9 protein-coding genes are annotated in these 12,088 nt (G+C 63.5%); all 9 read right to left on the bottom strand.

What is annotated here, in order from left to right:
- Positions 1 to 110: 110 nt before the first annotated feature.
- Entirely contained in the window at positions 111 to 956 is an 846-nt protein-coding gene (gene kdsA / locus ABNP31_RS05860) for a 3-deoxy-8-phosphooctulonate synthase (RefSeq protein WP_025337985.1), read from the bottom strand.
- A gap of 3 nt (positions 957 to 959) precedes the next feature.
- Positions 960 to 2,588: a CTP synthase gene (locus ABNP31_RS05855; RefSeq protein WP_025337984.1), complete on the bottom strand. Its 1,629-nt coding sequence runs from the start codon at positions 2,586 to 2,588 to the stop codon at positions 960 to 962.
- A 269-nt stretch (positions 2,589 to 2,857) separates the two neighbouring features.
- Positions 2,858 to 4,141 carry a tRNA lysidine(34) synthetase TilS gene (gene tilS / locus ABNP31_RS05850; protein WP_085665689.1) on the bottom strand — a complete coding sequence of 428 codons (1,284 nt, stop codon included), beginning with the start codon at positions 4,139 to 4,141 and terminating at the stop codon, positions 2,858 to 2,860.
- Positions 4,142 to 4,282: 141 nt separating this feature from the next.
- Positions 4,283 to 5,230 carry an acetyl-CoA carboxylase carboxyl transferase subunit alpha gene (gene accA / locus ABNP31_RS05845; RefSeq protein ID WP_015269200.1) on the bottom strand — a complete coding sequence of 316 codons (948 nt, stop codon included), beginning with the start codon at positions 5,228 to 5,230 and terminating at the stop codon, positions 4,283 to 4,285.
- Positions 5,231 to 5,336: 106 nt separating this feature from the next.
- Complete coding sequence (dnaE, locus tag ABNP31_RS05840; protein ID WP_350013086.1) at positions 5,337 to 8,861, bottom strand: DNA polymerase III subunit alpha; 3,525 nt, start codon at positions 8,859 to 8,861, stop codon at positions 5,337 to 5,339.
- Between the two features lie 252 nt (positions 8,862 to 9,113).
- Positions 9,114 to 9,737: a ribonuclease HII gene (gene rnhB, locus ABNP31_RS05835; protein WP_013971261.1), complete on the bottom strand. Its 624-nt coding sequence runs from the start codon at positions 9,735 to 9,737 to the stop codon at positions 9,114 to 9,116.
- 1 nt (position 9,738) lies between these two features.
- Positions 9,739 to 10,866 (bottom strand): lipid-A-disaccharide synthase, encoded by a 1,128-nt coding sequence (lpxB, locus tag ABNP31_RS05830; RefSeq protein ID WP_085665690.1) that lies wholly within the window; start codon positions 10,864 to 10,866, stop codon positions 9,739 to 9,741.
- Position 10,867: 1 nt separating this feature from the next.
- On the bottom strand, positions 10,868 to 11,644 hold the full coding sequence (gene lpxA, locus ABNP31_RS05825) for an acyl-ACP--UDP-N-acetylglucosamine O-acyltransferase (protein WP_025337980.1): 777 nt from the start codon (positions 11,642 to 11,644) through the stop codon (positions 10,868 to 10,870).
- Positions 11,641 to 12,081 carry a 3-hydroxyacyl-ACP dehydratase FabZ gene (gene fabZ / locus ABNP31_RS05820; protein WP_004375427.1) on the bottom strand — a complete coding sequence of 147 codons (441 nt, stop codon included), beginning with the start codon at positions 12,079 to 12,081 and terminating at the stop codon, positions 11,641 to 11,643. Before fabZ ends, lpxA begins: the two co-directional genes overlap by 4 nt.
- Between the last annotated feature and the right edge of the window lie 7 nt (positions 12,082 to 12,088).

Here is a 12,088-nt window from a genome sequence, read left to right as displayed (position 1 = left end):
AAATTCTTGCCGTTCACCGGGCGGACTTGCAGTGGGCAGGCCGGGTGAAGGGAACCCCTGACCGACTGGTCAGGGGTGGATCGGACGGTACTTTACCCGAGAATCGAGCTTTACGCGGTTTCTACCGTCGGAAAACTTTTCACCAGGTCGTCCAGTTGCTTGAGCTGGGCCAGGAACGGCTCCAGTTTGTCCAGGCGCAGGGCGCATGGGCCATCGCACTTGGCGTTGTCCGGATCGGGGTGGGCTTCGAGGAACAGCCCGGCCAGGCCCTGGCTCATGCCGGCCTTGGCCAGGTCGGTGACCTGGGCGCGGCGACCACCGGCGGAATCGGCGCGACCACCCGGCATCTGCAGGGCGTGGGTCACGTCGAAGAACACCGGGTACTCGAACTGCTTCATGATGCCGAAGCCGAGCATGTCCACCACCAGGTTGTTGTAGCCGAAGCTCGAACCACGCTCGCAGAGGATCAACTGGTCGTTACCGGCCTCCTCGCACTTGGTCAGGATGTGCTTCATTTCCTGGGGTGCGAGGAACTGGGCCTTCTTGATGTTGATCACCGCGCCGGTCTTGGCCATGGCCACCACCAGGTCGGTCTGCCGCGACAGGAAGGCCGGCAGCTGGATGATGTCGCACACCTTGGCTACAGGCTCGGCCTGGTAAGGCTCGTGCACGTCGGTGATGACCGGCACGTTGAAGGTGCGCTTGATCTCTTCGAAGATCTTCAGCCCCTCTTCCATGCCCGGGCCACGGTACGAGGTTACCGACGAACGGTTGGCCTTGTCGAAACTGGCCTTGAACACGTACGGGATACCGAGCTTCTCGGTCACCCGCACGTACTCCTCGCAGACCTTCATTGCCAGGTCACGGGACTCCAGGACGTTCATGCCGCCGAACAGGACGAACGGCTTGTCGTTGGCGATCTCGATGTTACCGACGCGAATGATCTTCTGGGTCATTGATCAGGCCTTGTTCTTCTGAGCCAGGGCTGCCTTGACGAAGCCGCTGAACAGCGGGTGGCCGTCACGCGGGGTCGAGGTGAATTCCGGGTGGAACTGGCAGGCGACGAACCATGGGTGGTCCTTGGACTCGACCACTTCCACCAGCGCACCGTCTTCGGAACGGCCGGAAACCACCAGGCCGGCGTCGACCAGTTGTGGCAGCAGGTTGTTGTTCACTTCGTAGCGGTGACGGTGACGCTCGGTGATCACGTCCTTGCCGTAGCAGTCGTGCACCTTGGAGCCGGCGGCCAGCTGGCAGTCCTGTGCACCCAGGCGCATGGTGCCACCCAGGTCGGAGGCTTCGCTGCGGGTTTCGACGGCACCGGTGGCATCGGCCCACTCGGTGATCAGGCCGACTACCGGGTGGCCGCTGTTGCGGTCGAACTCGGTGGAGTTGGCGTCTTTCCAGCCCATCACGTTACGGGCGAATTCGATCACGGCCACCTGCATGCCCAGGCAGATACCCAGGTACGGCACCTTGTTCTCACGGGCGTATTGCACCGCGGTGATCTTGCCTTCCACGCCGCGCAGGCCGAAACCGCCCGGTACCAGAATGGCATCGGCGCCTTCGAGCAGGCTGGTGCCCTGGTTCTCGATGTCTTCCGAGTCGATGTAGCGCAGGTTGACCTTGGTGCGGTTGGTAATGCCGGCGTGGCTCATCGCTTCGATCAGCGACTTGTACGCATCCAGCAGCTCCATGTACTTGCCGACCATGGCGATGGTCACTTCGTGCTCGGGGTTGAGCTTGGCATCGACCACCTTGTCCCACTCGGACAGGTCGGCGCCATTGCACTGCAGGCCGAAACGCTCGACGACGAAGTCGTCCAGGCCCTGTGCGTGCAGCACGCCCGGGATCTTGTAGATGGTGTCGACGTCTTCCAGCGAAATCACCGCACGCTCTTCAACGTTGGTGAACAGCGCGATCTTGCGACGCGACGAAGCATCGACCGGGTGGTCGGAGCGGCAGATCAGCACGTCAGGCTGCAGGCCGATGGAGCGCAGCTCCTTGACCGAGTGCTGGGTCGGCTTGGTCTTGGTCTCGCCAGCGGTGGCGATGTACGGGACCAGGGTCAGGTGCATCAGCATGGCGCGCTTGGAGCCCACTTCGACGCGCAGCTGGCGGATGGCCTCGAGGAACGGCTGCGACTCGATGTCACCCACGGTACCGCCGATTTCCACCAGGGCCACGTCGGCATCGCCGGCGCCCTTGATGATGCGACGTTTGATTTCGTCGGTGATGTGCGGGATGACCTGGATGGTCGCGCCCAGATAGTCACCACGACGCTCCTTGCGCAGTACGTGCTCGTAGATGCGGCCGGTGGTGAAGTTGTTGTTCTGGGTCATGGTGGTGCGGATGAACCGCTCGTAGTGGCCCAGGTCGAGGTCGGTCTCGGCGCCATCGTGGGTGACGAACACTTCACCGTGCTGGAACGGGCTCATGGTGCCCGGATCGACGTTGATGTACGGATCCAGCTTGAGCATGGTGACCTTCAGGCCCCGCGCTTCCAGGATGGCCGCCAGGGAAGCCGAGGCAATGCCTTTCCCCAATGAAGAAACAACACCGCCCGTGACGAATATGTAGCGCGTCATGAAAAACCCTAGAAGTCTGCGTTAAGGCGGCCAGCGCCGCCGGAGAAAGCGAAGGAAGGCCGAAGCCCCCGATCACCTGCGTCAATCACAGTGCATCTCGAAAAACTGCCGCGTCTGTACAGACCAGGGGTATCCCCGGCATGGAGCTCGCTCGTCATTTCCAGAATCAGCCCAGCAAAAAACTGCTTGGTAATCGGCAACTCCTGTGTTTTCGCGGAACCCACAGAAGCTGTATCAAGAAGGGAGGGTAGTCTACCCGAATGTACCCTTCAGCTCAAACCTTGCGCGTTCGTCGGCAACTGCCAGGACAGCTGGCAATCAGCCTGCACCAGCCCGGGCAGGTTGGCCACCGCCAGCAGGCGCTCGCCCTGGTACAGCAGTGGCAGGCGCGGGCGCAGGAAAAGCGGCACCTGCAACTCGTTGAGCAGGCGCTTGAGGTCGCGTCGGCCGCGGCCAGGGAGGTCCAGCACTTCACCGCCCTGACGGTAGGCAATGCGCAAGCCGTGCAGCGGCGCTGCGCCAACAAGACGCACACTGCCGTTACCCGGCAACGGCAAAGGCTTGGCGGGATCGGCCCAGGCCAGTTCGCCGACGGGCAGCTGCAGCCAGTCACCGCTCAACCACCAGATGCGCCCATGACTGCGCAGCAATTGCCCATCGGCAAGTTGCCAGGCGGGCTGGGCATCGGCGGCGGCATCGCGCAGGTCGGCCCAGCCGGCCCAGTGCCGGGTGTCGGGCAGGCGGGTACGGTGGCTCAGCCAGTATTGCAAGGCATTGCGCTGACGGGCCGGCGACAGCGCCACCAGAGTAGCCAGGTCGAGGGAGTCCAGCCCCGGCCAAGCCACCGGCGCGCCCTCCCCGGCGAGCGCCAGGTCGTCTTGGGCCAGCTCGTCCAGCAGGCCTTGGGCTTCGCCCAGGTGCTCGGCGGCGCGAGCCAGGTTCTGGCTGGCCTGCGGCCAACGTTGCTGAAGCAGCGGAAACACTTCGCTGCGCAGGTAGTTGCGGGCAAATTGTGTGTCAGCGTTTGACGGATCTTCGATCCAGGCCAGCCCATTGGCCTGGGCATGGTCCTGCAGTTGCTGGCGGGAACAGCCCAGCAATGGCCTGACCAGGCTGCCCTGCCCTAGCGCCCGCTGCCCCGGCATTGCAGCCAGGCCACGCAGGCCTGCGCCGCGCAGCAGGCGGAACAGCAGGGTTTCGGCCTGGTCATCGCGGTGCTGGCCGGTGAACAGGATGTCACCCGGGCCGAGGGCTTGCCTGAAGGCAGCATAGCGGGCGTCGCGGGCGGCCTGTTCGAGGCTGGCGCCGGGGGTGACCTGGACGTGGATGACCTGGAGTTCGATGCCGAGATTGTCGCAGATGGTTTGGCAGTGGGCGGGCCAGGCATCGGCGGCGGATTGCAGGCCGTGGTGGACGTGGATGGCGCGCAGTGGAGGGGATGCGTGATTACGGGCGTAGTCGGCCAGCAGGTGCAGGAGAACGGTGGAATCGAGGCCGCCGGAGAAGGCGATGTACCAGGTGGGGGCGTTGAGCCAAGCTGTGAGGTTGATCATCGAACCCGCACTCAATTCGAGAATGCATTCGCGGGTGAACCCGCTCCCACAGGGATCGCGCCGTTTCAGAGGGCTGCGCAATACCTGTGGGAGCGGGTTCACCCGCGAACACCGGCGAAGCCGGTGCCATTCATCTCGCTATCAGAGACCGTAGCTCATCAGGCGATCGTAACGGCGGGCCAGCAGCGCGTCATGGTCGAGCTTGCCGAGCATGTCCAGCTGCTGTACCAGGTCGGCACGGATGCTTTCCGACATCTTCGCCGGGTCACGGTGGGCGCCGCCCAGCGGCTCCTGGATGACCTTGTCGACGATGTTCAGGCTCTTCAGGCGCTCGGCAGTGATGCCCATGGCCTCGGCTGCGTCGGCTGCCTTGTCGGCAGTCTTCCACAGGATCGAGGCACAGCCTTCCGGCGAGATCACCGAGTAGGTGGAGTACTGCAGCATGTTCAACTGGTCGCACACGCCGATGGCCAGCGCACCGCCGGAACCACCCTCGCCGATCACGGTGGCGATGATCGGGGTTTTCAGGCGCGCCATCACGCGCAGGTTCCAGGCGATGGCCTCGCTCTGGTTGCGCTCTTCGGCGTCGATGCCCGGGTAGGCGCCCGGGGTGTCGATGAAGGTCAGGATCGGCATCTTGAAGCGCTCGGCCATTTCCATCAGGCGGCAGGCCTTGCGGTAGCCTTCAGGGCGCGGCATGCCGAAGTTGCGGCGTACCTTCTCGCGCACTTCACGGCCCTTCTGGTGGCCGATGACCATGACCGGCTTGCCGTCCAGGCGCGCGGTACCACCGACGATGGCAGCGTCGTCGGAGAAGTGGCGGTCGCCGTGCAGCTCTTCGAACTCGGTGAAGATGTGCTCCAGGTAGTCCAGGGTGTAAGGACGACGCGGATGACGGGCCAGGCGGGCGATCTGCCAGCTGGTCAGGTTGCCGAAGATGCTTTCGGTCAGGGTGTTGCTCTTGTCTTGCAGACGGGCAATTTCATCGCTGATGTTCAGCGAGTTGTCGTTGCCTACCAGGCGCAGGCCTTCGATCTTGGCTTGCAGGTCGGCAATCGGCTGTTCGAAATCGAGAAAATTCGGGTTCATAGTCATCCGTCTTGGGTCTACGGCCAGGCGGCCGGCCGGTTGATCCGTTTGGCGCCCTACCTTAAGGGATCAGGCGCATTCAGGTCGAGATTAAATTTTTGTCGGTTCAACGATATTGCAGGAAGACGTTCTCACGCCCGAACTGGTCACGCAGCGCCTGAATCAGCCCATCGGCCGGGTCGATCGCCCACTGCTCACCGAACTGCAGCATGGCCTTGGCGTCGCTGCCGGTGTACTCGAGGGTGATCGGGCAAGCGCCGCGATGGCGGGTAATCAGCTCGCCCAGCCACTTCAGCCGGTCGCCCTTGAGCGCTTCGTGTGCCACCTTCAGGCGCAGGCTCTCGGCCAGCTTGGTGCGCGCATCCTCCATGGTCATCACCTGCTTCACCCGCAGGCGCAGGCCACCGGAGAAATCGTCGTTGCTGACCTCGCCTTCGACCACCACCATGGCATCGGTCTGCAGCAAGGACTGTGCCGCCATGAAGGCATCGGCAAACAGCGACGCCTCGATGCGCCCGGAGCGGTCGTCCAGGGTGACGAAGCCCATCTTGTCGCCCTTCTTGTTCTTCATCACCCGCAGGGCAATGATCATGCCGGCGATGGTCTGGGTTTCGCGTGACGGCTTGAGGTCGATGATGCGCTGGCGGGCGAAGCGGCGGATCTCGGTCTCGTACTCGTCGATCGGGTGCCCGGTTAGGTACAGGCCGAGGGTGTCCTTCTCGCCCTTCAGGCGTTCCTTGAGGGTCAGTTCGCGCACCTTGCGGTGGTTGGCGTAGACGTCGGCATCCGCCTCTTCGAACATGCCGCCGAACAGGTCGACGTGGCCACTGTCAGCTGTGTGGGCGGCCTGCTCGGCAGCCTTGATGGCCTCGCCCAGCGCCGAGAGCAGGGTTGCACGGTTGATGTCGATATTGGCGTGGTAGGCCTTGATCTCGTCATGGAAGTGCGGGCCCAGGCGGTCCAGCGCACCACTGCGGATCAGCGCGTCGAGGGTGCGCTTGTTGACCCGTTTGAGGTCGATGCGCTCACAGAAGTCGAACAGGTCCTTGAATGGGCCACCCTGGGCGCGGGCCTCGACGATCGCCTCCACCGGGCCCTCGCCGACGCCCTTGATGGCGCCCAGGCCGTAGACGATGCGCCCGTCATTGTTGACGGTGAACTTGAAGTCGGAGAAGTTCACATCGGGCGCGTCGAGGCGCAGCTTCATGCTGCGCACTTCCTCGACCAGCACCACCACCTTGTCGGTGTTGTGCATATCCGCCGACAACACCGCAGCCATGAACGGCGCCGGGTGGTGGGTTTTCAGCCATGCGGTCTGGTACGAAACCAGGCCATAGGCGGCGGAGTGGGACTTGTTGAAGCCGTAACCGGCGAACTTTTCCACCAGGTCGAAGATGTTACCAGCCAGGTCTGCATCAATATTGTTGTTGGCACAACCTTCAATGAAACCACCGCGCTGCTTGGCCATCTCCTCGGGCTTCTTCTTACCCATCGCACGGCGCAGCATGTCGGCGCCGCCGAGAGTATAGCCAGCCATCACCTGGGCGATCTGCATCACCTGTTCCTGATACAGGATGATGCCATAGGTCGGTGCCAGCACCGGCTTCAGGCCTTCGTACTGGTAGTCCGGATGGGGGTAGGCGAGCTCGGCGCGGCCGTGCTTGCGGTTGATGAAGTCGTCCACCATGCCCGACTGCAGCGGGCCCGGGCGGAACAGCGCCACCAGTGCGATAAGGTCTTCCAGGCAGTCGGGCTTGAGTTTCTTGATCAGCTCCTTCATGCCACGCGATTCAAGCTGGAACACCGCCGTGGTTTCGGCCTTCTGCAACAGCTCGTAGGTCTTGCGGTCGTCCAGCGGGATGAAGTCGATGTTGACGTCGGGCAGGTTCTTCTTGGCCTGCTCGCGGTTGATGATCTCCATCGCCCACTTGATGATGGTCAGGGTCCGCAGGCCGAGGAAGTCGAACTTCACCAGGCCGGCAGCCTCGACGTCATCCTTGTCGAACTGGGTTACCAGGCCGCCGCCCTCTTCGTCACAGGCGATCGGCGAGAAGTCGGTGAGCTTGGTCGGGGCGATGACCACACCACCGGCGTGCTTGCCGGTACCGCGCGTCACGCCCTCGAGCTTCAGGGCCATGTCCCAGATCTCGCGGGCGTCTTCGTCGCCCTTGAGGAAGTCACGCAGGATCTCTTCCTGCTCGTAGGCCTTCTCCAGGGTCATGCCCACTTCGAAGGGGATCATCTTCGACAGGCGGTCGGCCAGGCCGTAGGACTTGCCCTGTACCCGCGCCACGTCTCGCACCACCGCCTTCGCCGCCATGGTACCGAAGGTGATGATCTGGCTGACCGCGTTGCGGCCATAGGCTTCGGCCACGTAGTCGATCACCCGGTCACGGCCATCCATGCAGAAGTCGACGTCGAAGTCGGGCATGGAAATACGTTCAGGGTTGAGGAAGCGCTCGAACAGCAGGTCGTAGGCCAGCGGGTCGAGGTCGGTGATCTTCAGCACGTACGCCACCAGCGAGCCGGCACCCGATCCTCGGCCCGGGCCAACCGGTACGTCGTTGTTCTTGGCCCACTTGATAAAGTCCATGACGATCAGGAAGTAACCGGGGAAGCCCATCTGGATGATGATGTCCAGTTCGAACTTCAGGCGGTCCAGGTAAACCTGGCGCTTCTCTTCGTAATTGGGTGTGGTCTCTTTCGGCCACAGCACCGCCAGGCGCTCTTCCAGGCCTTCGTGGGACACATGCCGCAGGTAGTCATCGATGCCCATGCCGTTGGGCGTTGGGAAGTCGGGCAGGAAGTACTTGCCCAGCTGCACCTGGATGTTGCAGCGCTTGGCGATCTCGACAGTGTTGGCGATGGCATCGGGCAGGTCGCTGAACAGCTCGGCCATTTCCTCGGCCGACTTCAGGTACTGCTGGTCGCTGTACATCCTTGGCCGACGCGGGTCGTCGAGGGTCCACCCCTCACCGATGCATACGCGGGTTTCGTGGGCATCGAAGTCCGATTGCTTGATGAAACGCACGTCGTTGGTTGCGACCAGCGGAGCGCCGAACTTGTCAGCCAACGCCACGGCGGCGTGCACGTACTCTTCGTCACGGGCACGGTTGGTACGCTGCACTTCGACGTAGAAGCGCTCGGGGAACATGCCCATCCAGTCTTGCAGCAGGGCCTCGGCTTCATCGTCCTTGCCGGCCAGCAAGGCCATGCCGATATCGCCTTCCTTGCCTGCGGAAAGGGCGATCAGGCCCTCGCTGGCGGGGGCGATCCATTCACGCTGGAGGATGACCAGGCCGTTACGCTGGCCGTCGGTCCAGCCGCGCGAGATCAGCTCGGTGAGATTGCGGTAGCCCTTGGGGTTCATGGCCAGGAGGCAGATACGCGACAGCGGTGCTTCCGGGTCGGCAGCGGCCAGCCACAGGTCGGCGCCGCAGATCGGCTTGATGCCGGCGCCCATGGCAGTCTTGTAGAACTTTACCAGCGAGCACATGTTGCTCTGGTCGGTGATCGCCACCGCCGGCATGTTCATCCCGGCCAGCGCCTTGGCCAGCGGCTTGATCCGCACCAGGCCGTCGACCAGCGAGAATTCGGAGTGGACGCGCAGGTGAACGAAGGGAACCGACATGGAAGATCCTGTAGCAGTGCTGAACGACAAGGGCGGGATTGTAGCTTAAATGAGGATAGGATTTGGGATTGCGGTGTCGGCCAGAGAATAAAGAATGTGCGCGCACCGCCGCCCCTGTGGGAGCGGGTTCACCGAGGCGTCGAACCGCCGCGAAGAATCCAACGCGGTGTATGGCACCGGCTGCGCCGGTGTTCGCGGCTAAAGCCGCTCCCACAGAGGATAGCGTGACACCTGCAGCAACGAACTAATAGCTCAGATCAGGGAGTCGGTGACGCCTTCACGTGCATCCCACGCGGCCCGCACAGGGGCAAAGGAACGCCGATGAATAGGTGTAGGCCCCAAGCGTGCCAGCGCCTCGAGGTGCACCGGGGTCGGGTAGCCCTTGTGCCCGCCAATGCCATAACCTGGGTAGATCAGCTCGAATGCGCTCATCTCCCGGTCGCGGGTCACCTTGGCCAGGATCGACGCCGCCGCGATGGCCGGCACCTGGCTGTCGCCCTTGACTACCGGCGACGCCGGTACGGCCAGTTTCGGGCAGCGGTTGCCGTCGATCAGGGCCAGCTTCGGTGTAATGTGCAGGCCTTCCACGGCGCGCTGCATGGCCAGCATGGTCGCGTGCAGGATGTTCAGGCGGTCGATTTCCTCGACCTCGGCGCGGGCGATGCAGAAGCTCAGGGCCTTTTCGCAGATCTCGTCGAACAGCGCCTCGCGCTTGGCTTCGGTGAGCTTCTTCGAGTCGTTCAGGCCGAGGATCGGGCGCGCCGGGTCGAGGATCACCGCAGCGGTCACCACCGCGCCGCACAGCGGGCCACGGCCCACTTCGTCGACGCCAGCGACCAGGTCTTCGACCAGGTTGAAGTCCAGTCCAATTTGCATGTCAGCGGTCCTTGAGCAAGGCCAGTACCGCCTCGGCCGCCTGGTTGGAGGCGTCACGGCGCAGGGTGCGGTGAATTTCGTCGAAACTTTCGGTCTGCTGGCTGCCATCGGCCACCAGCGGCGCCAGGGTGTTGGCCAGGGCTTCGCTGGTGGCGTCGTCCTGCAGCAACTCGGGTACCAGCGCCCGCTGGGCCAGCAGGTTCGGCAACGACACGTAGGGGCTCTTTACCAGGCGCTTGAGGATCCAGTAGGTCAGGGGCGCGAGGCGATAGGCCACCACCATCGGTCGCTTGTACAGCAGTGCTTCGAGGGTGGCGGTACCCGAGGCGATCAGCACCGCGTCACAGGCCGCCAGGGCCTGGTGCGACTGGCCATCGAGCAAGGTCAGCGGCAGCTGGCGCCCTTCGAGCATCTGCTCGACCTGGGCGCGACGCGCGGCATTGGCGCAAGGCAGCACGAAACGCACGCCCGGTACCTGCTGGCGCAGCCGTTCGGCAGCATCCAGGAACAGTGCGCCCAGGCGCCCTACTTCGCCGCCCCGGCTGCCCGGCATCAACGCTACTACCGGCCCTTCGCCCAGGCCCAGCGCGGCACGTGCGGCAGGGCGGTCGGCTTCGAGCGGGATGGTGTCGGCCAACGGGTGGCCGACGAAGCGCACCGGTACGCCCTGCTCTTCATAGAACCGCGCCTCGAATGGCAACAGCGTCAGCATCAGGTCGCAGCCTTTGCGAATCTTCAGCACACGCTTCTGCCGCCAGGCCCAGACCGACGGGCTGACGTAGTGCACGGTCTTGATCCCGGCCTGACGCAGTTTCAGTTCGATGTTGAGGGTGAAGTCGGGGGCATCGATGCCGATGAACACATCGGGCTTTTCGCCGATCAGGGTCTCGATCAGCAGCTTGCGGCGCTTGAGCAGCTCGCGCAGGCGCCCCAGCACTTCGACCAGGCCCATGACGGCCAGGCGCTCCATGGGGAAATAGGATTGCAGGCCTTCGGCTTCCATCAAGGGGCCGCCAACGCCGATGAACCGTACGTCGGGGTGGCGTGCCTTGATGGCACGCATCAAGCCGGAACCGAGAATGTCGCCGCTGGCCTCACCTGCGACCAAGGCTACGCAAAGCTGGGCCATGTCAGCGGGTGATGCCGCGGGCGGAGTTCACGATCGACTGACGGAACAGATCGACCTCAGGGTGCTTCGCAGCCAGTTCGTCCAGCTCCTTGAGCGCGTCTTCGACGGTCAGGCCCTGGCGATAGACGATCTTGTAGCAACGGCGCAGCACATGGATCACCTCGTCGCTGAAACCCCGGCGGCGCATGCCTTCGAAGTTCATGCTGCGGGCTTCGGCCGGGCTGCCGAACACGGTGACGAAGGCCGGGACATCCTTGCCGATCGCCGTGCCCATGCCGGAAAACGCGTGGGCACCGATATGGCAGTACTGGTGCACCAGGGTGTAGCCGGACAGGATCGCCCAGTCCCCCACGTGCACATGGCCGGCCAGGGCCGTGTTGTTGACCAGGATGCAGTGGTTGCCGATGACGCTGTCGTGGCCGATGTGGGCATAGGCCATGATCAGGTTGTGGTCGCCCACGGTGGTTTCCGCACGGTCCTGGACGGTGCCGCGGTGAATGGTCACCCCTTCGCGGATCACATTGTGATCGCCGATCACCAGGCGCGTCGGCTCACCCTTGTACTTGAGGTCCGGGGTGTCTTCGCCGATCGAGGAAAACTGAAAGATACGGTTGTGCTTGCCGATGCGGGTCGGCCCTTTGAGCACAACATGCGGGCCGATAACGGTGCCCTCCCCGATTTCCACATCGGGGCCAACGATCGACCAGGGGCCGACCTCGACACCATCGGCCAGCTTGGCCGACGGGTCGATAATGGCCCGAGGATCAATCGAATTCATAGGGAGCGTTCCGCGCAGGTGATTTCTGCCGAGCAGACCGGCTTGCCGTCGACCAGGGCGCGGCACTCGAATTTCCAGATCATGCTCTTGCGGCTGAGGAACTTGGCTTCCAGCACCAACTGGTCACCCGGCAGTACCGGCTGACGGAAACGCAGCTTGTCGGAGCCGACGAAGTAGTACAGGGTGCCATCGGCCGGCTTGGCGTCGAGCATCTTGAAACCGAGGATACCCGCGGCCTGTGCCATGGCTTCGATGATCAGGACGCCCGGCATGATCGGGTGAGCCGGGAAATGGCCGTTGAAGAACGGCTCGTTGATGCTGACATTCTTGTAGGCACGAATGCTCTGGGCCTCGTAGTCCAGCTCCGTCACGCGGTCCACCAGCAGGAACGGGTAACGGTGAGGCAGGTATTCGCGAATCTCGTTGATGTCCATCATTTCGGGG

It is taken from the genome of Pseudomonas asiatica, assembly GCF_040214835.1.
In the GTDB taxonomy this organism is placed as follows: domain Bacteria; phylum Pseudomonadota; class Gammaproteobacteria; order Pseudomonadales; family Pseudomonadaceae; genus Aquipseudomonas; species Aquipseudomonas putida_Z.
This window is presented reverse-complemented; position numbering and strand designations above follow the sequence as displayed.